The organism is Micromonospora sp. LZ34, assembly GCF_052981855.1.
In genome coordinates, this window is sequence record NZ_JBRIQN010000051.1 from 1 (window position 1) to 23,910 (window position 23,910).

24 protein-coding genes are annotated in these 23,910 nt (G+C 75.4%); 9 read left to right on the forward strand and 15 right to left on the reverse strand.

From position 1 onward, the window contains the following. Window positions 1–73: 73 nt before the first annotated feature. Both ACVCAH_RS31855 and ACVCAH_RS31860 read right to left on the reverse strand, forming a co-directional pair. Window positions 74–607, reverse strand: coding sequence for a GNAT family N-acetyltransferase (locus tag ACVCAH_RS31855; protein WP_447139949.1), 534 nt, complete (start codon window positions 605–607; stop codon window positions 74–76). A 13-nt stretch (window positions 608–620) separates the two neighbouring features. Further along, window positions 621–2,003: an MFS transporter gene (locus ACVCAH_RS31860; RefSeq protein WP_447139950.1), complete on the reverse strand. Its 1,383-nt coding sequence runs from the start codon at window positions 2,001–2,003 to the stop codon at window positions 621–623. Between the two features lie 118 nt (window positions 2,004–2,121). Here ACVCAH_RS31860 and ACVCAH_RS31865 point away from each other — a divergent pair, with 118 nt between their 5' ends. After that, complete coding sequence (locus ACVCAH_RS31865; protein WP_447139951.1) at window positions 2,122–2,559, forward strand: GNAT family N-acetyltransferase; 438 nt, start codon at window positions 2,122–2,124, stop codon at window positions 2,557–2,559. A gap of 15 nt (window positions 2,560–2,574) precedes the next feature. Here ACVCAH_RS31865 and ACVCAH_RS31870 read toward each other — a convergent pair whose 3' ends face one another. Together ACVCAH_RS31870 and ACVCAH_RS31875 are read right to left on the reverse strand one after the other, a co-directional pair. Further along, on the reverse strand, window positions 2,575–2,838 hold the full coding sequence (locus tag ACVCAH_RS31870; RefSeq protein WP_447139952.1) for a hypothetical protein: 264 nt from the start codon (window positions 2,836–2,838) through the stop codon (window positions 2,575–2,577). 173 nt (window positions 2,839–3,011) lie between these two features. Then, on the reverse strand, window positions 3,012–5,624 hold the full coding sequence (locus ACVCAH_RS31875) for a glycoside hydrolase family 9 protein (protein ID WP_447139953.1): 2,613 nt from the start codon (window positions 5,622–5,624) through the stop codon (window positions 3,012–3,014). A gap of 219 nt (window positions 5,625–5,843) precedes the next feature. Between ACVCAH_RS31875 and ACVCAH_RS31880 the strand changes: the two genes are divergently transcribed. Further along, a complete protein-coding gene (locus ACVCAH_RS31880; RefSeq protein ID WP_447139954.1) occupies window positions 5,844–6,569 on the forward strand; it encodes a PP2C family protein-serine/threonine phosphatase in 726 nt (241 codons plus the stop codon). 28 nt (window positions 6,570–6,597) lie between these two features. On the opposite strand, the gene ACVCAH_RS31885 is transcribed toward ACVCAH_RS31880, so the two are convergent. The 3 genes from ACVCAH_RS31885 to ACVCAH_RS31895 are packed head-to-tail and all read right to left on the reverse strand — an operon-like array spanning window position 6,598 to window position 10,343. After that, window positions 6,598–9,225: an ATP-dependent RNA helicase gene (locus tag ACVCAH_RS31885; protein ID WP_447139987.1), complete on the reverse strand. Its 2,628-nt coding sequence runs from the start codon at window positions 9,223–9,225 to the stop codon at window positions 6,598–6,600. Window positions 9,226–9,253: 28 nt separating this feature from the next. After that, complete coding sequence (locus ACVCAH_RS31890) at window positions 9,254–9,457, reverse strand: DUF397 domain-containing protein (RefSeq protein WP_447139955.1); 204 nt, start codon at window positions 9,455–9,457, stop codon at window positions 9,254–9,256. A gap of 43 nt (window positions 9,458–9,500) precedes the next feature. Next, window positions 9,501–10,343: a helix-turn-helix domain-containing protein gene (locus ACVCAH_RS31895; RefSeq protein ID WP_447139956.1), complete on the reverse strand. Its 843-nt coding sequence runs from the start codon at window positions 10,341–10,343 to the stop codon at window positions 9,501–9,503. Between the two features lie 140 nt (window positions 10,344–10,483). On the opposite strand from ACVCAH_RS31895, the gene ACVCAH_RS31900 reads away from it, so the two are divergent. From ACVCAH_RS31900 to ACVCAH_RS31910, 3 genes are read left to right on the forward strand one after another with little or no spacing between them, the layout of a single operon-like run. Next, entirely contained in the window at window positions 10,484–11,110 is a 627-nt protein-coding gene (locus ACVCAH_RS31900) for a GOLPH3/VPS74 family protein (protein ID WP_447139957.1), read from the forward strand. A 41-nt stretch (window positions 11,111–11,151) separates the two neighbouring features. After that, on the forward strand, window positions 11,152–12,663 hold the full coding sequence (locus ACVCAH_RS31905; RefSeq protein ID WP_447139958.1) for an APC family permease: 1,512 nt from the start codon (window positions 11,152–11,154) through the stop codon (window positions 12,661–12,663). After that, window positions 12,660–13,250, forward strand: a complete 591-nt coding sequence (locus ACVCAH_RS31910; RefSeq protein WP_447139959.1) for a GNAT family N-acetyltransferase — start codon at window positions 12,660–12,662, stop codon at window positions 13,248–13,250. Before ACVCAH_RS31905 ends, ACVCAH_RS31910 begins: the two co-directional genes overlap by 4 nt. 96 nt (window positions 13,251–13,346) lie before the next feature. Here the strand turns inward: ACVCAH_RS31910 and ACVCAH_RS31915 are convergent, their stop codons facing one another. Further along, window positions 13,347–14,165 (reverse strand): SigB/SigF/SigG family RNA polymerase sigma factor, encoded by an 819-nt coding sequence (locus ACVCAH_RS31915; protein ID WP_447139960.1) that lies wholly within the window; start codon window positions 14,163–14,165, stop codon window positions 13,347–13,349. A gap of 377 nt (window positions 14,166–14,542) precedes the next feature. On the opposite strand from ACVCAH_RS31915, the gene ACVCAH_RS31920 reads away from it, so the two are divergent. Then, complete coding sequence (locus tag ACVCAH_RS31920) at window positions 14,543–15,340, forward strand: hypothetical protein (protein WP_447139961.1); 798 nt, start codon at window positions 14,543–14,545, stop codon at window positions 15,338–15,340. Here the strand turns inward: ACVCAH_RS31920 and ACVCAH_RS31925 are convergent. Then, the gene (locus ACVCAH_RS31925; protein ID WP_447139988.1) at window positions 15,289–16,878 is read right to left on the reverse strand and encodes a phospholipase D family protein; all 1,590 of its coding nucleotides are present in this window, start codon (window positions 16,876–16,878) and stop codon (window positions 15,289–15,291) included. The two genes, ACVCAH_RS31920 and ACVCAH_RS31925, sit on opposite strands and share 52 nt — an antisense overlap. 143 nt (window positions 16,879–17,021) lie before the next feature. Between ACVCAH_RS31925 and ACVCAH_RS31930 the strand changes: the two genes are divergently transcribed. Continuing rightward, window positions 17,022–17,150 carry a hypothetical protein gene (locus ACVCAH_RS31930; RefSeq protein WP_302922919.1) on the forward strand — a complete coding sequence of 43 codons (129 nt, stop codon included), beginning with the start codon at window positions 17,022–17,024 and terminating at the stop codon, window positions 17,148–17,150. A gap of 65 nt (window positions 17,151–17,215) precedes the next feature. On the opposite strand, the gene ACVCAH_RS31935 is transcribed toward ACVCAH_RS31930, so the two are convergent. From ACVCAH_RS31935 to ACVCAH_RS31955, 5 genes are all read right to left on the reverse strand, one after another. Then, a complete protein-coding gene (locus tag ACVCAH_RS31935; RefSeq protein WP_447139962.1) occupies window positions 17,216–18,202 on the reverse strand; it encodes a pirin family protein in 987 nt (328 codons plus the stop codon). A gap of 10 nt (window positions 18,203–18,212) precedes the next feature. Continuing rightward, window positions 18,213–18,701 (reverse strand): MarR family winged helix-turn-helix transcriptional regulator, encoded by a 489-nt coding sequence (locus ACVCAH_RS31940; RefSeq protein WP_447139963.1) that lies wholly within the window; start codon window positions 18,699–18,701, stop codon window positions 18,213–18,215. A gap of 212 nt (window positions 18,702–18,913) precedes the next feature. Then, window positions 18,914–19,492, reverse strand: coding sequence for a general stress protein (locus ACVCAH_RS31945; protein WP_447139964.1), 579 nt, complete (start codon window positions 19,490–19,492; stop codon window positions 18,914–18,916). A 116-nt stretch (window positions 19,493–19,608) separates the two neighbouring features. After that, window positions 19,609–20,418 (reverse strand): helix-turn-helix domain-containing protein, encoded by an 810-nt coding sequence (locus tag ACVCAH_RS31950; RefSeq protein ID WP_447139965.1) that lies wholly within the window; start codon window positions 20,416–20,418, stop codon window positions 19,609–19,611. 75 nt (window positions 20,419–20,493) lie between these two features. Next, window positions 20,494–21,858 carry a glycoside hydrolase family 6 protein gene (locus tag ACVCAH_RS31955; RefSeq protein WP_447139966.1) on the reverse strand — a complete coding sequence of 455 codons (1,365 nt, stop codon included), beginning with the start codon at window positions 21,856–21,858 and terminating at the stop codon, window positions 20,494–20,496. Window positions 21,859–22,000: 142 nt separating this feature from the next. Here ACVCAH_RS31955 and ACVCAH_RS31960 point away from each other — a divergent pair, with 142 nt between their 5' ends. Further along, window positions 22,001–22,501, forward strand: coding sequence for a metallophosphoesterase family protein (locus tag ACVCAH_RS31960; RefSeq protein ID WP_447139967.1), 501 nt, complete (start codon window positions 22,001–22,003; stop codon window positions 22,499–22,501). Window positions 22,502–22,505: 4 nt separating this feature from the next. Here the strand turns inward: ACVCAH_RS31960 and ACVCAH_RS31965 are convergent, their stop codons facing one another. Further along, a complete protein-coding gene (locus ACVCAH_RS31965; RefSeq protein ID WP_447139968.1) occupies window positions 22,506–22,721 on the reverse strand; it encodes a DUF3072 domain-containing protein in 216 nt (71 codons plus the stop codon). 161 nt (window positions 22,722–22,882) lie between these two features. Between ACVCAH_RS31965 and ACVCAH_RS31970 the strand changes: the two genes are divergently transcribed. Then, window positions 22,883–23,818: an NAD(P)/FAD-dependent oxidoreductase gene (locus tag ACVCAH_RS31970; RefSeq protein ID WP_447139989.1), complete on the forward strand. Its 936-nt coding sequence runs from the start codon at window positions 22,883–22,885 to the stop codon at window positions 23,816–23,818. The last annotated feature ends 92 nt before the right edge of the window (window positions 23,819–23,910 follow it).

The window sequence follows — 23,910 nt, forward strand, 5'->3', positions numbered from 1 at the left end:
CAGACGAAGAGTCACGCCCACTGCTGCCGACCATCAGCCCATCACCTGCGGACCGACCAAGCCAGCCTCACAGTCAGTCGAGCCGGCGGGCGAGGACCTGGCCGGGCCACGGCGGACGGCCGGGGCGTTCGACGGTGAACGGGTCGGTGGGCGTGAAGCCCTGCCGGGTGTACCAGCGGACCAGGGCGCCGTCCCCACCGGCGTAGCAGTCCACCCGGAGCAGGCCCAGTCCGCGCTCGCGGGCCAGCTCCGCGGCGTGCGCCAGCAGCCGGCCGCCGATCCCCAGCCCGGCGTGCGCCCGGTCGGTGACCAGCAGGTTGACGTACAGCTCGGGCTCGGTGGCCGGTGGCACGTACTCGGTGGCGGCGCCCACCACCAGCGCGCCGACCGGCCGCTCGCCGAGGACGGCCAGCCACAGCCCGCCGCCGGTGGCCCAGGCGTCGGCCTGCGCGACGCGCCGGGGATCGGTCGAGGCCGGTTCGGTGCCCCATTGGCCGGTCCGGCCCCGGGCCACCAGCCAGGCGGTGGCGTCGTCGAGCAGCCGCAGCACGGCCGGCGCGTCCGCCGGCCCGCCGGGGCGCAGGGTCAGGCTCCGCTGGTCGGTCATGACCGTCATGCTGCTACAGCGGTGCCGGTCGATGGCTGGGCCCCGCGTCCTGCTCGGGCACCGGGTCGTCGCGCGGCCCCGGCAGGGCCGCGCCGGCGGCCGGAGCGGGCCCGGCCGGGTTCCCGGTGGTGACCGCATCCGGGGTGCCGTCCGCGGTGGCTGCCGGGTCCGGGGTGGCGCCCCCGCCGGGGCGGTGCGCCAGGGCGCGTCGGGTGAGTGGCGGCACGGCGAGGCCGGTGGCCGCGAGGACGGCGCCCAGCGCCAGCCAGCCGGCCGTGCCGCCGCCGAGCACCGCCCAGGTCAGCAGGGCCGGGCCAAGCGCCCGGGCGAGCCCGGCGAGCAGCCCGTCCACACCCTGGTAGGCGCCGACCGCCTCCGGGGCGGCCAGGTCGTAGGCCAGCCCGGCGCCCGCGGTGCCGTGCCACAGGTCGCCCGCCGTGTAGCCGACGGTGGCCAGCAGCAGCACCGCGACCGCCGCCCCGGTGGGCAGGAAGGCGGTCACGGCGTACAGCGGCATCGCCGCGGCGAGCACCAGGCCGGCGCGGCGCATGGTCCGGGCCGCGGGCGCCGCCCGGTCGGCACCCCGGCCGAACCGGACCGCGAACAGCACGGTGAGCACGGTGTTGACCAGCAGCACCGCGGAGACCGTCGTCGGCGGGGCGCCGGTGCGGGTCACCACCCACATTGGCAGCACCAGGGTGAGCACCACCCAGTGCAGGGAGAGCACCGCCGACGCGGCGCTGACCGCCAGGAACCGCCCGTCCCGCAGCGCCCGCGCCGGCCGCCGCCGGCCGGCGGGCACCGCGGCCGGCGGATACCCGGGCAGCCGCAGCACCAGCGCCGCCGAGACCAGATAGGTGACGACGTTCCCGAGCACCAGCAGGTGGTACGCCGCCGGGGTGCCCGCCGCCAGCGCGAACCCGGCCAGCCCCGCGCCGAGCGCGATGCCCAGGTTGGCCACCCCGCGCAGGGTGGCGAAGGCGTGCACCCGCCCCTCGGGCCCGCCGACCGCGGCGACCAGCGCGGCGCGGACGGCCAGGTTGCCGGCGAGCAGCAGCGCGTCCAGGGTCGCCACCAGCAGGAAGACCGCGAACGAGTCGACCAGCAGGTACGACGCGGCGACGGCGGCCTGGAGCACCTGCAGCAGCGCCCGCAGCGTACGCGGGTCACGCCGGTCGGCCAGGGCGCCGAGCGGCACGCTGGCGGTCAGCCCGACCAGCCCGGCGACGGTCAGTCCGATCCCGACGGACGTGGGGCTCAGCCCGACGACCCGGGTCAGGTAGAGCGCCGAGCCGGCCAGCCAGAGGCCCGAGCCAACCGTGTTGGCCAGGGTGGCTAGCGCCAGAGTGCGCAGCCGCCCGGGCGGTGGCAGCGGCCACCCCGCCCAGCGGCTCATCCCGGCCGGGATGCCGGTCTTCGGCCGATCACGGCTCGACGGTAGCGGGCGGCACCGGCGGTGTTACGGTCCCCGGCGAGGCGACGGTCGTCACATGCCGCGCCGGACAGGGAGAGCCATGTCAGCTGTGGAGGTGCGCCGGGCCGCGGCCGGTGACGCGTCGGAAATCGCCCGGCTCAGCGGCGAGCTGGGCTACCGGGTCGAGGCGGAGGACGTCGGGCGGCGCCTGGCCGGGCTGTCGGCGGGGCACGTCGTGCTGGTCGCCGCCGACGCCGAGCGGGTGCTCGGCTGGTTGCACGCCTGCCGGACGACGAGCGTGCTGCACGGCGACCGGATGGAGATCGCCGGGCTCGTGGTCGCCGCCGACCAGCACGGCCGGGGCGTGGGCAGCGCCCTGGTGGCAGCCGCCGAGCGGTGGGCGCTCCAGCAGGGCGTTCACACCGTGCGGGTGCTCTCCGGCAGTGAGCGGCTCGCGGCACACGGCTTCTATCGGGGGCGTGGCTACCGGGAGGTCAAGACCGAGCAGGCGTTCATGAAGGCCCTGCCGCTCGGCTGACGCGCCACCGGCCGGTCAGGGGGCCCCGCCGGAATCGCTGGCGACGCCGGCGTCGATGGCCTGGCCGTCGCTCCCGCCGTACCCCTTGCCGCGGATGTTGACCCGGGACCGGCGGCGCTGCTGCGCCCGCCGGTTCTGCCGGATCGCCCACCGGGCCATCTGCATCGCGGCGTCCGGCCCGGCGGTCGCCCGCCGGCGCCACCTCAGCAGCACCAGCGCCACCGCCACCGCGGACGTCCCCGCCACCACGCCGACCAGGATCCACGCCGTCGCGCCCATGCCTAGACGGTAGGCGCCCAGCGCCATCACCCGGCGTGCCCTGGCCGGCGACGTCGGGGCGACGTCCGGGAGCCCGGCCGGCGGGGGCCGACAACTCCGGGACGTGGCAGCCTCCGGTTCGACCGGAGGCCACCACGTCCTGGCAGTGGCGCGGTCGCCCGCGCCGGGGCACCTCAGCCGGCGGTGCAGGGTGCGCCGTTGACGGTGATCAGGCCGGGTGCCGGGTTGGCGCCGCCGCCGGTCACCGCGTTGAACCCGAAGGTCACCGTGCCGCCCGGGTTGATCCGGGCGTTGTACGACTCGTTGCGGCCGGTCACCGTGGCACCGGCCTGGGTCACCTTGGCCAGCCACGCCTCGCGCACCTTCTGGTCGCCGGTGAACGCGAACCGGGCGGTCCAACCCTGCACCGCCGTCGGGCCGGTGTTGCGGATGGTGACCTGGGCGGTGAAGCCGGCGCCGCCGTGCCAGGTGCCGTAGTTGGTGTACGTGACCGCGCAGGTGGGCGCCGGCACCGCCCCGGCGTCGCCCTGGTCGGCCAGGAACGAGGCGATCCAGGCCAGCGCCGAGTTCCAGTTGATCGCCACCTCGTTGGTCGCGTACGAGTTGATGTCGTCGACGTAGCAGAACATCGGGGCGCAGCCGGCGAGCAGTTGCGCGGCGAAGGGATCCTCCAGGTTGGCGTTGGCGCCGCCGGCGATCGATCCGGCGGGCGGGTTGGGCAGCGCCGGGTCCAGCTGGTTGGCGAAGATCCGGCTGTGCTGGTTGCGGGCCGCCCGGTCGCCCCAGCCGGTCACGTAAGAGATGTTCAGCGCGTTGCGGCCGAGGATGTAGTCCATCGCCTGCACCGCGCCGTCCCGGTACCGGGCGTCCCGGGTCAGGTCGTACGCGGTTGCCAGCACCACCGCGTTGTTGATGATGTTGCTGTTCGCGCCCCAGAAGTAGCTGCCCCGGTCGCCCGACATGGTCAGCCCGTACGCCTGGCCGCCCAGGGTCGCCAGGTAGCGGTCGGCGGCGGCGGTCACCGAGGCGCGCACCCGTGCCAGGTCGGTGGCGGGCAACCCGTTCGGCACGGTGGCCAGGTCGAGCCGGCCGAGCGCGGCGGTGCTGGCCCAGCCGAAGCCCTGCGCCCCGAACACCTCGCCGGTGTGGTGCGGGGAGGCGGTCAGGTCGGCCAGGTAGGGCTGCTCGCCGGTGGTCAGGTACAGCTCCACCGCGGCCCAGTAGAACTCGTCGCTGACCTCGCCGTCGCTGTAGGCGCCGCCGCCGTTGCCGTCCTGCGGGTCGGCGTAGCGGGTGGGGTTGGCCTCGGCGGCGGCGTACGCCGTCCGGGCCGCGGTGGCGCAGCGGGCGGCGAAGGCCGCGTCGTACGGGGCGTAGAGCCGGGCGCACTGGGCGGCGGTGGCGGCCAGGTTGAGGGTGGCCGCGGTGGACGGCGGATGCAGCTCGCGGGGCTGGGCGTCCTCGTGCGGCAGCAGCGGCAGCCCGGTCCAGTTCCGGTCGTGCACCTTGTGGTGGGCCATCCCGGCGAGCGGCTCGCCGGCCGGCACCTGCATGCGCAGCAGGAACTCCAGCTCCCAGCGGGCCTCGTCGAGGATGTCCGGCACGCCGTTGCCGCGCTTGGGCACCCGCAGGCTGCCGTCGCCGAGCGCCGCGCCGCCGGCCGCGGTGGGCGCGGTCTTGGTCCGCTCGAAGGTGTTCAGCAGCTGGTAGGTGGCGATGCCGCCGTTGACCACGTACTTGCCGTGGTCGCCGGCGTCGTACCAGCCGCCGCGCACGTCCAGCCGGTGGTCGCAGACGCCGGGCTGGCAGGGCACGTCGGTGTCGCCCTGGTTGGGGGCGACGCCCAGGTGCCCGGCCGGGCGGGCGTACTCGGGGCCGATCAGGTCGCCGTCGATGGCGATGCCGCTGCGCTGGGCGTAGAAGAACTGGAGCGAGTCGGCGCGCAGCCGGTCGTAGAGGGTGCCCGAGATGTCGAACGGGTGGCTGGTCTCGCCGTCGACGGTCAGGGTCAGCCCGGCCCCCGGGGTGCGGTACGCGGAGAAGTCGAGGGTCTGCACGTGCTGCCCGGAGGCGGCGTCCAGCCCGCGCGGGGTGGTGCTGCCGGTGGCCAGCACGGTGCCGGCGGCGGAGCGCAGTTCCCAGGGCAGCGGGTCGGTCGCCCCGGTCACCACGGTGGCGTGCTTGGGCCCGCCGGGCAGGTAGCCGACCTGGTTGACCCGCACCCGCGGGCCGGTGTCCGGCTCGTACGGCGCGGGCGGCTCGCCGCCGCGCAGCGACACGTCGTCCAGGCAGACGGTCTGCTCGTCGGCGCTGCCGCCCACCTGGAAGATCAGCTGGGCGCTCGGGTTGTCGGCCGGCGCGGTGAAGGTCTTCTCGACCCGCTGGGCGGTGCCGGTGGCGGTGGCGGTCACGCTGGCGTACGTGGTGTAGGGGGCGCTGCCCAGTTGCAGCACGGCGGTGACCGCGCTGCCGGGGGTGGCGGAGACGTCGAAGCCGAGGGTGTACTCGGCGCCGGCGAGCAGCGGCACCCCGTCCTGGCCGATGCCGGCGTCCCACGGGTTGGCCAGCCCGGCGGGGACGGTGGCGCAGAGCCGGCCGTCGGTCACCGCGAGCGGGCCGGTGCCGTAGGAGAACCAGGGGGAGACACCGGCGCTGAAGTCGCCGTTGTCGATCTGCTCGGGGGCGTCGGGCGGGGGATCGGCCTGGGCCGCGCCGGCGCCGGCGCCGGTCAGGGCCAGGGTGGTGGCCGCGGCGAGCAACGCGAGGCGGCGTCGGGATGGCGTCACGGGGTGTCCTTCCGGGACGGCGGGGACGGAGGTGCACGGTGGTGGTGAGCTGGGAGCGCTCCCAGCCATCGGCTCGATGTTTCCAGCGCCCGGCCGCCGTGTCAATCGATCCTGTTTGATGGACCACCGGTCCCGCCGGCAGTGAGATTCGCCGCGCCACGCCCGGCCGTCCTGATCTCCTAGAGACAACTGCGCCCTTCTCCTGGCAGGCTGCCTCCCATGACCCTGAAGCTGCGTTCCGTGGGAACGAGCGACCGTGGGCTGATCCGCAGCGGAAACCAGGACGCCCTGCACGCCGGGACCTGGCTGGTCGCCGTCGCTGACGGCATGGGCGGGATGGCGGCCGGCGACCTGGCCAGCGCCATCACCATCGACGCCGTCGCTCCGCTGGACGTGGAGACCCCGGAGGACGCGCTGGTGGCCGCGCTGCAGAGCGGCATCGAGCTGGCCACCGCGCGGATCCGCCAGGCGGTCAGCGAGGATCCGGAGCGGCAGGGCATGGGCACCACGTTGACCGCCCTGCTCTTTGCCCGGACGGGCAGCTGCCTGGCCCTGGCCCACGTCGGCGACTCCCGGGCCTACCTGTTCCGGGAAGGGGTGCTCAAGCAGATCACCCGGGACGACACCTACGTGCAGATGCTCGTCGACCAGGGACTGATCACCCCCGACCAGGCCAGCAGCCACCCCCGCCGGGCGGTGGTCACCCAGGCTTTGCAGGGCGACGAGGTCTCCCCGACGTACGCCACGATGGTGCCCTGGGCCGGCGACCGCTGGCTGCTGTGCAGCGACGGGCTCTCCAACGTGGTCCGGCCGGACACCATCGCGGAGGTGCTCGCGGGCCACCCGGACCGGGCCGAGTGCGCCCGGAAGCTGATCGACCTGGCGCTGCGCGCCGGCGGGCCGGACAACGTCACCGTGGTCATCGCCGACGTGGTGGAGGAGTGAGCGGCGCGGAGCGGGCGGACCAGCCCGTTCAGCGGCGGCGCGGGGCGGTGCGCCGGGTGGGCTCGGCGGTGGTCGGGTCCTCCGGCCAGGGGTGGCGCGGGTAGCGGCCCCGCAGCTCCGACCGCACCTGCGGGTACCCGGACCTCCAGAACGACGCCAGGTCGGCGGTGACCGCCACCGGGCGCCCGGCCGGGGAGAGCAGGTGCAGCAGCACCGGTACCCGGCCGTCGGCGATCCGCGGCGCGTCCCGCCAGCCGAAGGTCTCCTGGAGCTTCACCGCGAGCACCGGCGCGGCCGGGTCGGCGTAGTCGACCCGGATCCGGGAGCCGCTGGGCACCGTGATCCGCTCCGGGGCCAGCTCGTCCAGCCGGGCCGCCTGCGCCCAGGGGAGCAGCCGGCGCAGCGCCGCGGCGACGTCCACCCGGGCCAGGTCGGCCCGGCGCCGGGCGGTGGCCAGTTCCGGCCCCAGCCAGCCGGGGGCGGCGGCGAGCAGCGCCTCGTCGGTCACGTCCGGCCAGTCCGCGCCGAGCGCCCGCCGGCAGAACGCCAACCGCTCGCGCAGCGCCCGGGCCGCCGGGGTCCAGTCCAGCAGGCCGAGGCCGGTGCGGCTCAGCCCGGTGAGCAGGGCCGCGGTGACCGCCTCCGGGTCGGGTCGGGCCAGCGGCCGCTCGACCAGCTCGACCGCGCCGAGCCGGACCACCTCGCGGGTCACCACGTCGCCGCCGGACCAGGCGACCTCCCGCTCGGTGCGCAGCAACGGGCCGGCCGCCTCCCGGGCGGTCGTCTCGTCCAGCGGGGTGGCCAGCCGCACCCGGGCGGTCGGCGCACCGGGGGAGCGGTCCGCGACGGCGACCGCCAGCCAGGTGGACCCGCCCAGCGCCGACCCGGGCGTCAGCTCCGCGGCAGTCCCGCTGGTCATCAGGTACGCCGAGCCGCCCGGCCGGCGCACCCGGGCCAGCCGCTCCGGGTGGGCCAGCCCGACCAGCAGCCCGGCGGCGAGGTCGTCCGGCAGCCGGTCCCGGCCGACTCCCGGCGCGCCCCGTCCGGTCGACGCGCCGCCCCGCCCGGCGGAAGGGCGCTCCCGGTCGGCCCCGGCCCGCCTGGTCGCCGGGTCCTCCCGGCCCGCGCTCGAGCCCGCTGCGGTCGGTGCGACGGGCAGGGCGGCGCGCAGCCGGCGTACCTCGGCCCGCCAGCGGGCGGTGGCACCGGGATCGGCGCCCGCGCGCAGCCGGCGCCAGGCGGCGGCCAGGTCGTCGCCCGGCCCGGCCACGGTGTCCTCGGCGAGCAGCGCCACCACCTCGGCCGCGCGGTCCGCGCCGACCCGGTCGGCGCCGTCCAGCAGCGCCCGCGCCAGCCTTGGGTGGGTGCCGACGGCGGCGATCGCCCGGCCCCGGTCGGTGATCCGGCCGTCCGGGTCGACCGCGCCGAGGGCGGCCAGGGTTTCCCGGGCCACCGCCAGCGCCGCCGCCGGCGGCGGGTCGGGCAGGGCCAGCCCGACGCCGTCCGGCCGCCCCCAGGCCGCCAGCTCGAGCGCGAACCCGGTCAGGTCGGCGGTGGCGATCTCCGGCGCCGGCTGGGCGGCCAACCGTTCGTGGGTCGCCGCCGACCAGCAGCGGTAGACGTACCCGGGCGCCTCCCGGCCGGCCCGGCCGGCCCGCTGGGTGGCCGCGGCGCGGGACACCGGCACGGTGACCAGCGCGCCGAGTCCGCGCGCCAGATCCGTCCGGGCCACCCGGGCCAGCCCGGCGTCCACCACCACCCGCACCCCGGGCACGGTCAGGCTGCTCTCCGCCACCGCGGTCGCGAGCACCACCCGGCGCCGGTCGGCCGGGCGCAGCGCGGCGTCCTGCTCGGCGCCCCGCTGCCGGCCGTGCAGCGCCAGCACCGCCACCTCGTCGCGCAGGTCTGCCAGCCGGGCGGTGACGGCGGCGATCTCGCCGGCTCCGGGCAGGAAGACCAGCAGGTCCCCGTCGCGCTCGCGCAGCGCCCGCCGGACGGTGGCCGCGACGTGGTCGAGCAGCGCCCGGTCGACCGGACCGGCGCCGGGCGCGACCACCGGCCGGGGTGGCGGGGCCCAGATCCGGGTCACCGGGTGCAGCGCCGCCGGAGCCCGGACGATCGGCGCCGGGGCGGGCGCACCGCCGAGCAGCGCGGCGAACCGGTCCGCCTCCGGGGTGGCCGACATCGCCAGCAGCCACAGGTCCGGGCGGAGCGCGGCGCGGGCCTCGACCGTGAAGGCGAGCGCCAGGTCGGCGTCGAGGTGCCGCTCGTGGCACTCGTCGAGCAGCACCGCGCCGGTGCCGGCCAGTTCCGGATCGTGGTGCAGCCGGCGCACCAGCAGCCCGGTCGTCACCACCTCGACCCGGGTGTGCGGGCCGACCCGCCGCTCGCCGCGCACCGCGTACCCGATCCGGTCGCCGACCCGCTCGCCGAGCAGCGCGGCCATCCGGCGGGCCGCGGCCCGGGCGGCCACCCGGCGCGGCTGGGCGACCAGCACCCGACCGGACACCTCGTCGGCCACGGCCAGCGGGGCGAGCGTGGTCTTCCCGGTGCCCGGCGGCGCCACCAGCACCCCGGCCCCGGTCGCGCGCAGCGCCGCCACCAGTTCCGGCAGCGCCGGCCGGACCGGCAGGTCGAGGGGCACGTCACGGAGCACGGCCCAGTCTCGCACCGGGCCAGGGTCGTCAGTCGGGGTGTACCCGGTGCAGGCCGGTGAGGAAGGCGTGCCAAGCCGGCCGCGGGAAGGCCAGCACCGGCCCACCCCGGTCCTTGCTGTCCCGCACGGCGACCCGACCGTCGGCGGCGGCGGCGACCTCGACGCAGTTGCCGTTGCCCACGCTGCGCGTGCTGGTGCGCCACTGGGCCCGGGTCAGGTCGAGCGCGGTCATCGCGGTACCCCTCGTCTGTGCCGGCGTGCCGCACCCGAGGCGGTCACGCAAAGTAACGAGAAGCCTCCTCCAGGCGGGCCAGCGAGGCCCCCGGAGGCAGTGCCGCCCGGCACAGCTCCTCGTGCACCAGGCTATACCCGCGGACCTGAGCCTCCTCCTCCAGAGCCAGCCCTGTGCTGAGGTTTTCCAGGTAGACCACGGCGGCGTCGGCGGCGTCGGGGAAGGTCAGCACGACGTACGGCGAGTTCATCGCCGGGTGCCCGCCGGCAGTGAAGGGAAGTACCTGCAAGGTTACGTTCGGTAGTTGAGCCATCCGGCCGAGGTGGGCCAGTTGGGCGGCCATCACGGCGTTGCCACCGATCGGCCGGCACAGCACCGCCTCGTTCAGCACCACCGACAGCTCGACCGGGTTCTCCCGGTGCAGCACGTACTGCCGGTGCATCCGGGCGGCGACCTTGCGCTCGATGCCCTCCTCGCCGGCGGTCAACCGGTAGACCTCCCGGGCGTACGCCTCGGTCTGCAGCAGCCCGGGCACCGCCTCGGCCTCGTACGTCCGCAGCGTCGCCGCCTCCGCCTCCAATCCGACGTAGAACTCGAACCAGTCCGGCAGCACGTCGCTGTACTTCTGCCACCAGCCGCGCTGCTGGGCGCCGCGGGCGATCTCGATGAGCGCCTCGGCGTCCGCGCCGGTGACCCGGTAGAGCGCCAACGCCGCCCGGACGTCCCGCGGCTTGATGCCGATCTGGGCGGTCTCGATCCGGGACAGGTTGCTCTTCGACATGTCCAGTTGCCGGGCGGCGACGTCGAGGGTCATGCCCGCGCGCTCGCGCAACTGGCGCAGTTCCCGGGCGATCCGGCGGCGGCGGACGGTGGGGCTGGCGGTCACCCTCCGAGTCTGTCACGACAAGATCCGCAGGTCGCGCCAGCACGGAATGCAACTGTCGAAAACGGGAGTTGCATTGCGGTTGCGGTGGGTGCATCCTTTCCCGGTCGCGAGCACTGTGGACGGACGCCCGGGAGGAACGGTTGCTCATCGCCGACGAGTTCTTCCTGGTCGCCCACAACGACAGTCGCGGCAAGGCGAGGCTCAACCCGACGGCGACCGGCCTCGGTCTCGCCGGCGGCCTGCTCGGCGAACTGGTCCTGTCTGGACATCTCACCGTCTCCGCCGGGCTGGTCACGGTGCTGGACCGCCGCCCGCCGGCGGACGCGCTCGCGCACACGGTGCTCGACCAACTGGTCGGCGAGTACCAGCACCAGGCGGTGCGGACCTGGCTGAGCTTCCTGGCGCAGACCGCGGTCGGCTCGGTGGGGGAGCGGCTGGCCCGGGCCGGGGTGCTGCGCCGCCAGGAGAGCCGGCGGCTGCTGCGCACCACCGTCAGCTACCAGCCGGTCGACCTCAACGCCGCGGCCTGGCCGGCTACCCGGCTACGTGCCCTGCTGGAACGGCCCGAGCCGCCCAGCGTGCCGGACGCGGTGCTGCTGGGGCTGATCGCCGCCGCCGGGCTGACCCGCGAGGTGCTCTGGAGCGCGGGCCCTCGCGCCCACCACCGGTTGGGCGCGCTCGTCCCGGCGCAGCCCGCGCCGCTGAAGGAGCTGGTCGCGCACACCGAGGCGGCCGTCGGCGCCGCGGTGCTGCGCGGCGTGCCCTGATCGCACCTGCCCCCGCCCCTCCCCTCGAACCGGAGCAGCCCATGCCGTCGACAACAACGATCGAACGACCGAGCAACGTTTCCGAGGCACTGGCCCGCGGCCGGCTGGGCGTCCCCTCGGTGATCTTCTTCGTCCTCTCCGCGGCGGCGCCGCTGACCGTGGTGGCCGGCGTGGTCACCACCGGCTACGGGGTGATCGGGGTCACCGGCATCCCGCTGGCGTTCCTGGTGGTCGCCGCGGTGCTCGGGCTCTTCTCCGTCGGCTACGTGGCGATGGCCCGGCGGGTGGCCAACGCGGGCGCGTTCTACGCGTACATCTCCCGGGGGCTGGGCCGGCCGGCCGGCGTGGGCGCGGCCTGGGTGGCCCTGATCGCCTACAACGCGCTCCAGGTCGGGCTCTACGGCACCATCGGCGTCGCCGCCGAGCCGGTGCTGGACCGGCTCTTCGGTTCGCACCCGGACTGGTGGGTGGTGGCACTCGCGGCCTGGGCCGTGGTCGCCGCGCTCGGCGTGCTGCGGGTGGACGTCAACGGGCGGGTGCTGGCCGCGCTGCTGGTCGCCGAGATCGCGGTGATCCTCGTCTTCGACCTCGGGCAGCTGGCCAACCCGGCCGGCGGCTCGGTCAGCGTCGCCGCCCTGTCGCCGGAGAACCTCGCCGGGCCCGGCGTCGGCGCGGTGCTGGTGCTGGCCATCCTGGGCTTCGTCGGGTTCGAGTCGGCGGTGGTGTTCAGCGAGGAGAGCAAGGACCCGCGCCGGACCGTGCCGCTGGCCACCTACCTCTCGGTAGCCATCATCGCCGCCGTCTACGCGCTCTCCGCGTGGAGCATGACGGTCGCGGTGGGACCGGACCGGATCGTCGCCGAGGCGGGTGAGCAGAGCGTCGGGCTGATCTTCAACCTGGCCGGCGCGCACCTCGGCGACACCGCCGTCACCATCGGCCAGGCGCTCTTCCTGACCTCGGTACTGGCCGCGATGATCTCCTTCCACAACACCACCGCTCGGTACGCCTTCGCCCTGGGCCGGGAGCGGGTGCTGCCGGCGGTGTTCGGGCAGACCTCGCCGCGTACCGGGGCGCCTCGGGCGGCGTCGCTGGCGCAGAGCGTGCTCGGCCTCGCGGTGATCGTGCTCTACGCGACCAACGGCTGGGACCCGGTGGTGCAGCTGTTCTACTGGTGCGGCACGAGCGGCGGCTTCGGGGTGCTGCTGCTGATCGCCACCACCTCGATCGCGGTGATCGCCTTCTTCGCCCGCTCCGGCGGGGCGGAGACGCTCTGGCGCCGGGCGGTCGCCCCCGGGCTGGCCGCCCTGGCGTTGCTGGTGGTCGTGGTGCTGGCGGTGGACAACTTCGCCGCCCTGCTCGGGGTGGCGCCGGACTCGCCGCTGCGCTGGGCGGTGCCCGCCGCCTACGTGGGCGCCGCCCTGCTCGGGGTGCTCTGGGCGCTGGTGCTGCGCCGTCGCCGCCCGGACACGTACGCCCGGATCGGTCTGGGCGCGCAGAGCACCGCGGCGCTGGTGGCCCCCGCCGCCGACCCGGCCGGCGCGGAGCCGCGGTGACGACCGGGGCGGCCGTGCGGCGGCTCGGGCCGGCCGAGACTGCGCTGGTGGCCGGGCGGATCGCGGAGGCGTTCATGGTGCTCGACGCGACCCGGTGGCTGGTGCCCGACGCGACCCGGCGCCGGGCCGCGCTGGCCGGGCACTTCGAGATCCTGGTCGACCACGCGATGCGGCACGGCCTGGTCCACGGCAGCGCGGACCTGGCCGCCGTCGCGGTCTGGTTCCCCTCGGTCGGCGAGCCGGCGCCGCCACCGGAGAACTACGCCGCCCGGCTGGCGGCGGCCTGCGGTGAGTGGACCGAGCGCTTCGCCCACCTCGACGAGCTCTTCGCCGCCAACCACCCGCACCCGGACCACCACCACCTGGCGTTCCTGGCGGTGCGTCCGGACCGGCAGGGGCAGGGCCTCGGTACGGCGCTGCTGCGGCACCACCACGCCTGGCTGGACGCCAACGGCGTGCCGGGCTACCTGGAGGCGAGCAGCGAGCGCAGCCGCGACCTGTACGCGCGGCACGGCTACCGGGTGGGTGAGCCGTTCCGGCTGCCGGACGGCACCCCGTTCTGGCCGATGTGGCGGGACCCCCGCTGACCGGCACCGGGCCGCCGGGTCACTCCGACCCGGCGGCCCGGTGGCCGGACACGACGGTGGCCGGGCCCGCCGACCCGGCCACCGTCCACCACCCCTCTAGTACGTGCCGTCGAGCTGCCCGCGCAGCTTGGTCAGCGCCCGGGCCAGCAGCCGGGAGACGTGCATCTGCGAGACGCCGATCTGCTCGGCGATCTGCGACTGGGTCAGGTTGCCGTAGAAGCGCAGGGTGAGGATCTTCTGCTCGCGCTCGTCCAGCGTGGCGAGCGCCGGGCCGAGGGCCACCCGCAGCTCGGCCAGCTCGAACTCGCCGTCCTCGCCGCCGAGCATGTCGCCCAGCTCGGTGGCGCGGTCGCCGTCGCCGGTCGGGGTGGACAGCGACACCGCGTTGTAGGCGCGGGCGCCCTCCAGGCCCTCCAGCACCTCTTCCTCGGTGATCTTGAGGTGGGCGGCGATGTCGGCGACCGTCGGCGAGCGGCCGAGGGTCTGCAGCAGCGAGCTGTTCGCGTCGGAGATGGCCAGCCGCAGCTCCTGCAGCCGGCGCGGCACCCGGATGTCCCACGTGCGGTCCCGGAAGTGCCGCTTGAGCTCGCCGATGATGGTGGGGATCGCGTAGCCGGCGAAGTCGACGCCGCGGGACGGGTCGAACTTGTCGATCGCCTTGATGAGGCCGACGGCGGCGGTCTGCGCCAGGTCGTCGGTGGGCTCGCCGCGCCCGCTGTAGCGGTGGGCGAGGTGGTTGGCCAGCGGCAGCCAGGCCTCGATCGCCTTGTCGCGCAGTGCGGCCCGCGACGGGTGGTTGGCGGGCAGTGCGGCCATCGCGTTCAGCAGGTCTGCGGCGCTGTCGGTGAGCGCTCGCGGGTCGAGCTTTTCGGTGGGAGTGCTCGTCGCCTGCTCGGTGATCGTTGGCGCGGTCATGGGTGGTCCTCCCTGCACCTCGTCCGCGGATATGAGACGTGACGCTTTGGTTTAGCTTCAGATGGGCCGTTCGGGACTCACCTTAGCCTGATCGGCTTGGCCAAAGCTAGCCGAAAGTACGATGTACTTAAGTAATTTTCCGCCATCAAGGGAGCGAAGCGGACAGAACTCTGCGTGATTGTGAGGGCGATTACCGGTTCGGTCGTCCGACTTGGCCACCGTCCGGACATCCGCCGCCGTCCGACCGCTCGGCCACCACGATGCGCCGACCGGGCAGCCGGCAACCCGACATGTCGGCAGGAGTGTCGACTTTCCGTCGTTGTCCCGTCGACGGGACCGGCCTAGCGTCGCTGTTACCCGTCCGGTTCGGAGGCGTCGTGCTCGATCCAGCCGCTCCCCAGCTCGTGGTCAACAGCCGTGCGCTCTACTTCAGCTGGCTGCCGGCCGACCCCGAGGCGGTCGCGGCGCTGGTTCCGCCGGGCCTGCGCCCCCGACCGGACCGACAGGTCTTCATGAACCAGTACGTGGTCGAGGACGACACCCAGACGTCCGGCTTCGGGGCGTACTCGCTGACCTATCTCGGGGTGTCACTGAGCGGGGTGGACGCGCCCGGCGGCACCAGCCCCGGCGGCTGGTGGACGCAGTACGTGACCTCCAGCCAGCGGGTGCGCGAGTACGGCGCCGCCCGGGGCGCCCCGGCGGTGCTCGGCCGGACCACCATCGACGTGCACGGCGGCCACCTGGTCGCCGAGACCGACATCGACGGGGTGCCGCTGATCCGGGCCCGGTGCCAGGTCGGGGAGACCGGCAGCCTGATCAGCAGCGGGCACCACCGCTACTTCACCGCCCGCGACGGCCAACTGCTCAGCTCGGTGTACCCGTACATCGCCGAACCGGTCACCCCGTTCGTCATCGAGTCGGTGGAGTTCCTCGAACCGGGCCACCCCAGCTACGCGCTGCGGCCGGCCAACCCGCTCACCATCGGCTTCGGGTTCTACGCGCCGCGCGCCTCGTTCGCCTATCCCGGCGGCTTCAGCGCCTACCCCGGTGGCCACCCGGTGCACCCCGGCGCGGGGGTGGAGCGGGTGAAGCCGCAGCGCGGCGGTGACCGCTCACCCGGGGTCTACCAGGTGCCGGCCCGACGGGCCCGCAGCGGCCTGCCGTCCGGGTCGTAGACCAGCCGGTACGCGGGCAGCGCCCAGGCCCGGGTGTACCAGCGCAGCCGCTCCGGCCGGTGCGGGCGCAGCCGCCCCGGGGGACGGGGACCGACCCGGCCGGTGTCGTACCACCGTTGCAGGGCGTCGGCGGCGGCGGTGATCGCCGCGACCGCGTCGGCCGGATCGAGCAGGTCCGCGTCCCCGCCGCCGTCCGGGTCCCGGTCCAGGTGCTCGCGCCACAGCCGCAACCGCAGCTCCCGGGCGAAGACCCGGGCGCCGTCGCCCTGGCCGGCCGGGTCGGTCGGCTCCCGCGGGTCGCGGGTCTCGTCCAGCACCGCGCAGGACAGCTCGCTGTCGTGCGTCCAGGACCGGCGGTTGAAGTTGTCGCTGCCCACGCTGGCCCAGACGTCGTCGACCACGCAGACCTTGGCGTGCACGTACACCGGCGCGCCGGAGTGGTTCTCCAGGTCGAACACGTGCACCCGGTCCGGCGCCGCCCGTTCGCACAGCGACAGCGCCTGCTCCCGGCCGACCGTGTTCGGCGGCAACGCCAGCCGACCGTCCACATCGGGGTATCGGGGAACCACCGCCACCAGGTGCAGGTCCGGGTTGTCGCGCAGGGCCCGGGCGAACAGTTCGGCCACCTCGTGGGACCAGAGGTACTGGTCCTCCAGATAGATCAGCCGGCGGGCCCGACGGACCGCCTTGGTGTAGCCGCGGGCCACCGTGCGCTCGCCGTCCGGGGCGAAGGAGTACCGGGGCCGCACGGCGGGGTAGGTGCGCAGCACCTGGATGTGGTGCGGTCCGCGGGGTGGCGGGTCGGCCGGCCGCTCGGGCAGCGGGTCGGGACGCAGGTCCGCCCCGCGCAGCCGGTCCCGCAGGTAGGCCGTCGGGTTCTCCGAGTCCAGCGGCATCGGGTCGGTCCACCGCTCGCGGAACACCGTGTCCAGCGCCCCGACCACCGGGCCACGGAGCGCGAGCTGCACGTCGTGCCAGGGCGGCCGGTCACCGTAGCGGGCGGACATCCGCACCGCCTGCGGATCGCCCCGGTGTGCGGCGTCGTCCCGCCGGCTGTGGCACAGGTCGATCCCGCCGGCGAACGCCACGTCCCGCTCCGGCGCGCCGAGGTGCCGCAGCACCACCAGCTTCTGGTGGTGCGACCCGCCCCGGCGGACGCGCTGGTCGAGCAGCACCTCGCCGCCGGCCGCGGAGACGGCCTCGCTGAGGTCGCGGTTCTCCTCCTCGCTGTAGGCCAGCGCGTCGAGGTGGGACCGCCAGATCAGGCCCTTGACGACCACCCCGCGCTGCGCGGCCCGGGCGAACAGCTGGGCCACCGTCGGGCCGTCCGGGCGCAGCCGCTGGTCGGGATCGCCCCGCCAGTCGGTGAACCAGAGGTGGTCACCGGCATCGAGCGCGCTCACCTCGTCGACCAGCCGGTCGAAGTAGGCGGCGCCGTGAATTAGCGGCTCGGCAAGGTTTCCGCTGGTCCAGACGGGTAACTCAGACACCGGGTTGGCGCGTTCCGGTGCGGTGAGGAACCAGTCCCGCAACGCCACCGCTCCAGCCCTCCCGAGGTCGACCACGTCCTCACGGTAGGACCCCCGCCGGAGGTCCGCACGCCGGCCGGCACCGCGCCCGACCCGGCGGCACCGCCGGCACACCGAGCAGACGCGACGCGAACAACCGAGGAGGCCACACCATGCCCGGCGAGACGACGAACTCCGCGACCGAGTACCGCGAGCAGGCGGTGGAGAGTGAGCGGGGTGCGCTGGTGGCCGTGTTGGTGATGGTGATCCTCGGCGTCGCGGGCATATTCGCCGTGTCCTGACCCCGGGACACCCTGGACAGCGGTGAGCGCCCCGGTCCGGACCGGGGCGCTCGCCACTGCGCCGGTCAGGGCCGCGGGCCCTGGCCCTCGGTGTGCGGCAGCCGCTGCGCGGGGATGACGCCGAGCTTGCCGGCCTGGAAGTCCTCGAACGCCTGGATCAGCTCGTCGCGGGTGTTCATCACGAACGGGCCGTAGTGCGCCACCGGCTCCCGGATCGGCTCGCCGCCCATGATGTAGAGCTCCAGCGTCGGGGTGTGGCTGTCCTGCCGGGCGTCCGCGGCGAACCGGAGCGCGTCGCCCGGGCCGTGCACGGCGAGCTGGCCGGTGTGCACCGGACGCGCCTCGGCGCCGACCGTGCCGCGCCCGGCGAGCACGTAGACCAGGGCGTTGAAGTCCGGCCGCCAGGGCAGGTCGACCTGCGCCCCCGGCTGGACCGTCACGTGCGTGACGGTGATCGGGGTGTGCGTGGAGCCCGGCCCCCGGTGGCCGGCGACCTCGCCCGCGATCACCCGGATCAGCGCGCCGCCGTCCGGCGTGGTGAGCAGGGCGGACTCCCGGCCGCGGATGTCCTGGTACTTCGGGGGGATCATCTTCGCCACCCGGGGCAGGTTGACCCAGAGCTGGGTGCCGTGGAACAGCCCGCCGCTGACCACCAGGTGCTCCGGCGGGGCCTCGATGTGCAGCAGGCCGCTGCCGGCGGTCATCCACTGGGTGTCGCCGTCGGTGATGGTGCCGCCGCCGCCGTGCGAGTCCTGGTGGTCGAAGATGCCGTCGATGATGTAGGTCACCGTCTCGAAGCCGCGGTGCGGGTGCCAGGGAGTGCCCTTCGGCTCGCCGGGGGCGTACTCCACCTCGCCCATCTGGTCCAGGTGGATGAACGGGTCCAGCTCGCTCATCGGCACTCCGGCGAAGGCCCGGCGGACCGGGAAGCCCTCGCCCTCGTAGCCGCTGGGCGCGGTGGTCAGCCGGCGGACCGGCCGGAAGGTGGTGGACTCGTCGAGCCGGGGCAGGCGGGGCAGGACGAGCATGTTGTCGACGGTGATGGCGGGCATCGCGGGCTCCTTAGCTGTCGCTGTCGTCAGGGGTGGTCGACGCGTCGCGTTCGGCGCGCAGGCGCCGGCCGAGCCGCTCGAAGACCCGGGTGAGGCAGGCGACCTCGGCGTCGTCGAGGTCGTCCATCAGGTGGGTGCGGACCGACTTCAGGTGGTGCGGGGCGGCCTCGCGCAGGGTGAGCAGCCCGGCGGCGGTGAGCACCGCCTCACTGCCGCGCCGGTCGTCCGGGCAGGGCTGCCGGGCCACCAGGCCGCGCTTCTGCATGGACGAGATCTGGTACGTCAGCCGGCTCGGCGAGAAGACCAGCCGGCTGGCCAGGTCGCCCATCCGCAGCCGCTGCCCCGGCGCCTCGGAGAGCAGCACCAGCACGTGGTAGTCGGCGAAGCTCAGCTCGCTGTCGGCGCGCAGGTCGTCCTCCAGCTGGGTGAACAGCCGTTGGCTGGCCTCGATGTACGCGCGCCAGGCGGCGAGTCGGGCGCTGTCCAGGCTCTCGGTCACGCCACCAGAGTAGCACTGTTTCAAATTTTGACTAGTGGACTCGTGCTCGGGATCGGTGGGGGTTGAACGCCGGCTGGAGATCGGTCGTGCAGCTTTGAACGAACCACGCGGGAGCGGCGCGGCTCGAGGCTGCCTCGCGTACGTGACAGTCCGGACATGGCGACGGCCCCGGAGGAAGTCCCCGGGGCCGTCGCGGTGTCTGGGGGTGCCGGTCAGGCCGGCTGCTGGCGGGGTCCGGTCAGCTGCATCCGGCCCAGCAGTTGCCGGGCCTGCTCGGCGAACTGGACGTCGACGATCACCGCGTACTGGCCGGCGCGCAGCGAGCTGGCCGAGGTGAAGTCGCGCTGGCCGCCGGTCATCGCGTGCGCCACCGCGCCGAAGACCGCGCCCCAGATCGCGCCGATCACCAGGCCGACCAGGATCACCGCCAGCCAGTTGCCGACCGTGAAGATGCCGAAGAGCAGCCCGATGAACAGGCCGAACCAGGCCCCGGTGCCGGCGCCGACGAGCGCGGCCCGTCCGGTCGTCATCCGGCCGAGCACCGTCTCGACCAGGGTGAGGTTGGTGCCCACGATGGCGCTGTGCTCCACCGGGAACCGGTTGTCCGCCAGATAGTCCACCACCCGCTGGGCGGCCGGATAGTCCGGATACGAGCCGATCGTCACGGTGGGCGGGCCCGTCTCCGGCCCGTGTCCGTCGCCGCCGGGCGCCGCCACGCGGCCTGCCGGACCGGACGGGAGGGTCTCGCCGCCGGGCATCCCGGGACGCCAGGCCGAGCTGGGATTGGTCATGAGCGTCCTCCTTCGTGAAGCCGTTGCGTTCCCCTCGGGGCCCGCCGGTAACTCCGCCCGGGCGACGGATGCGGCGGCGGCTGCGGGGGCTCCCGCCGGGAGGCCGCCGGGGCGGGTCAGGACCGGGGGGAAGCGTCCCGCAGGTACGCGGCGGTGGCCGCGTCGGCGGGGAGGAACGACTCGACGGCGAGCTCCTCCACGGTCACGTCGAGCGGCGTGCCGAAGGTCGACACCGTGCTGAGGAAGGTCAGCTCGCCGCCGGGGTGGCGCAGCCGCAGCGGCACCACCACCTCGCCACGACCGGTCGGCTCGGCCGCGGGCTCCGGCCCGCCGGGGTAGCCCCGCAGCTCCTCGTGGAGCGCGGTGAGGTCGGCGTCGCCGGTGAGCGCCGCCTGCCGGCGCAACCGGCCGAGCAGGTGCGCCCGCCACTGGCCGAGGTTGGCGATCCGGGGCGCCAGGCCCGCCGGGTGCAGGGTCAGCCGCAGCGCGTTGACCGGTGGCCGGAGCAGGTCGGCGGCCACCCCCGCGGTGAGCAGCGGCACGGTGGCGTTGCCGGCGACCAGGTTCCACAGCCGGTCCACGGCCACCGCCGGGTACGGCTCGTGCGCGCGCAGCACCAGGCGTACCGCGTCGAGCACCCCGCGCAGCTCCGGCGCGTCCAGCGGCGCCTGCGAGTAGACCGGGGCGTAGCCGGCGGCGCGCAGCAGCCGGTTGCGCTCCCGCAGCGGCACGTCGAGGTGGTCGGCGAGCCGGAGCACCATCTCCCGGCTCGGCACCGAGCGCCCGGTCTCCACGAAGCTCAGGTGCCGGGTGGAGATCTCGGCCTCGGTGGAGAGGGCGAGCTGGCTCAGTCCGCGTCGCTGCCGCCACCGGCGCAGCAGCCCGCCGACCGACGGCTGCCGCTCGTCGACCCCGTTGGAGACCACCCGCCCGATCCTACGCAGCGCCGCCCGCCCGGGCCGTTCCTCGACGGCGACGCCGGGGAACGGCCCGGGGGCGGGTCAGGTGCAGGCCACGCCGTCGAGCGCGAAGCCGCCCGGCGCGGGCAGGGTGGTGCCGGAGTACGTGCCCTGGAAACCGACGGTGACCGTGCCGCCGGCGGGCAGGCTGGCGTTCCAGGCGACGTTGCGGACGGTGATCCGGTCGCCGGACTGGCTCCACTCGCCGTTCCAGCCGTTGCTCAGCCGCACCCCGGCACCGGCGGTGAAGGTGAGCGTCCATCCGCTGCGCGCGGCGCCGTGGTTGGTCACCCGCAGTTCGGCGGTGAACCCGCCCGGCCAGGAGTTCGGCGCGTACGTCACCGCGCAGCCGCCGGCCGGCGGCGGGCTGGTCGGCGGGGGCGTGGTCGGGGGAGTGGTGGTGGTCGGGGGCGTGGTGGTGGGCGGCGTCGTGGTGGGCGGCGCAGTCGTGGGCCCGGCCGCGACGGCCAGGTCGTACGCCCGCTGCGGCACGAACTGGCCGGCCGGGGCGATGCACCCGTCGGCCTCGCCCGGCAGCTTCACCCAGAGGAACGCGTCGATCGCCGGGTCGCCGGTGGCGGTGGTGCTCGGCGTGCCGATCGCCCGGCCGGCGGGGTCGCACCACTCGGAGCCGGCCGGACCGTTGCCGTTGCGGCTGGTGTCGATGACCGCCTTGAGCCCGGACACCCCGGTCGCGGCGATCACCGCCTTGGCGTACGCGACCTCGTCTGCGGTGCGGCGGTAGTTGGAGACGTTCAGCGAGATGCCGTCCGCGCTGTTCGCGATGTCCGCGCCGGTGAGCCGGGCGGCCGCCTCGGCGGGGGAGAGCCAGGCCGAGTGGCCGGCGTCGAAGTAGACCTTCGCGGCGGCCGAGCCGGCCTTGAGCCGCCTGCCGGCGTACGCCATCGAGGCCATCGTCTCGGCCTGCTGGCCGGCGCTCTGGCAGTTGGTCATCAGCGGCAGCACGTCCGGCTCCAGCACGATGGTGGCCGGCCTGCCGGCCAGCCCGGCCGCCACCTGGTCGACCCACTGGCGGTAGGTGGCGTGGTCCGGGGCGCCGCCGCCGCTCGCCCCGCTGCAGTCCCGGTTGGGGATGTTGTAGACCACCAGGATCGGCACCTTGCCGGCGGCGGCCGCCGCGCCGACCAGGGCGTCCACCTCGGCCCGTACGGTCGAGGTGTTGGTGCGGGTGAACCAGCGACCCTGCGGCACGTTCGCGATCCGGTCCCGGATCACGGCGGCCCGTGGGTCACCCGGGTTGGCGGCGACCCAGGCCGCGGCGGCGGTGGCCGGGTCGACGTGGAAGGCCGAATCGGCCGCCGACGCCGCCGGCGCCCGGAGGATGCCGACGGTGGCGGCGACGGTAAGCGCGGCGGCGGCCGCGGCGAGCGCCGGTCTGCTTCTCATGAGCTCTCCTGATTGGATCGACGAGTGACGCTGGAAGCGCTCCCATGCATCGACGTCAACCTACGGCCTGATCGCCGCCATGTGAAGACCCGGTTGCCGCGCGCTCCCGGCGCGACGCGGGGTGAGCCGGGACAATGCGGGGATGCGCCTGGTCATCACCGCCGACACCCACGTGCCGAAGCGGGCCCGGGACCTCCCGGCGCCGCTCTGGGCGGCGATCGACGCCGCCGACGTGGTGCTGCACGCCGGGGACTGGGTGGACCTGGCGCTGCTGGACGCGATGCAGGCCCGTTCCCGCCGGCTGATCGGGGTCTACGGCAACAACGACGGTCCGCCGCTGCGCGCCCGGCTGCCCGAGATCGCCCGGGTGGAGCTGGCCGGGCTGCGGGTGGCGGTGGTGCACGAGACCGGCCAGCGCACCCGGCGGGAGGAGCGCTGCGCGGCCCGCTTCCCCGACTGCGACCTGCTGGTCTTCGGCCACTCGCACATCCCCTGGGACACCGTGGCCCCCGGTGGCCTGCGGCTGCTCAACCCGGGGTCGCCGACCGACCGCCGGGCCCAGCCGTACGCCACCTACCTGACCGCCCGGGTGGCGGCGGGGCGGCTCGACGAGGTCGAGCTGCACCGCCTGCCACCGCGCTGACGGCTCACTGCCCTCGGCCGGTCTCCGCCTGGAGTTCGTCGATCCGCTTCGAGGCCTCCGCCTTGGTCAGCCCCTCCGGCACCTCCGCGTCGGCCTCCCGGGCCAGCGTGGACAGGTACGACTCCTGGGCCGCGGTCGGCGGCTCCTCGCCGGTGACCCACTCGTCCGGGTCCTTGATCGCGCCCCGCGGGTCGGGCTGGCTGCTGCTGCGATCCGTCATGATCTCCACCTTCCTTCGAACAGGCGTGCCAATACCCGGCCCGGCGCCGATTCATGCGCCGGGCGCCGGTTTCGTCGAGCCGCGACCCGCGGACATCGGGAACCGGGGCCGCCCGGGCGCGGGGCGCATACGATCGCCGGGTGACGGCGGGCCGGGCGGCAGTGGTGGTGGTCGGCGCCGGCATCGCCGGTGTGGCGTGCGCGGCGGAACTGCACCGCGCCGGCATCCCGGTGGAGATCCGGGAGCGGGCCCGGGTGCCGGGCGGCCGGATGGCGAGCCGGCGCTTCGACGGCCGGCCGGCCGACACCGGCGCCGCCTACCTCACCGTCAGCGACCCGGACTTCGCCGACGTGGTCGACCGGTGGCGGGCCGCCGGCCTGACCCGGGAGTGGACCGACACCTTCGTCGCGTACGGCGCCGACGGGCGCCGGGAGGTGCCGGGCCCGATGCGCTGGGCGGCGCCGCACGGGCTGCGGTCCCTGGTCGAACACCTGGCCCGCGAGCTGCCCGTGGTGGTCGACCGGCTGGTGCTCGGCGTCGAGCCGGGCCCGGTGGTCGACGGGCGTCCCTGCGCTGCGGTGGCGCTGGCCGTGCCCGGGCCGCAGGCCGCGCTGCTGCTCGACCCGGCGCTGGCCGCGGCCACCAGGGCCGCCCAGGAGCAGCGCTGGTCGCCCTCGCTCGCCGCGGTGCTGCGCTTTCCGACCCGCCGGTGGGCCCGGTTCCGGGGCGCGTTCGTCAACGACCACCCGGTGCTCGGCCTGGTCTGCGACGACGGCGACCGGCGGGGTGACGACGCCCCGGTGCTGGTCGCGCACACCACGCCCGGGTTCGCCGCCGGCCACCTGGCCCAGCCGACCGGGGCCGGCCCCGCCATCGAGCAGGCCGTCCGGGACCTGCTCGGGCTGCCCGAGCCGGCGGAACTGGTGCACGTGCACCGTTGGACCTACGCCAAGCCGTTGGCGCGCGCGGAGGGGACGTACCACCTCGACGCGGACGGCGTCGGGCTGGCCGGGGACGCGTTCGGGCCGCCCCGGGTGCAGAGCGCCTGGCGGTCGGGCCGCGACCTGGGCCGGGCCCTGGTCGACCGGCTGCGCTGACCCGCCTGCGCGCCGGGCGGGCGGAGGGCGTCCCTGCCGGGGGCGGCGCCGGGCCGCCCGGCCGGGGTGGGTGGAAGGTCGCCGTGGCGGCC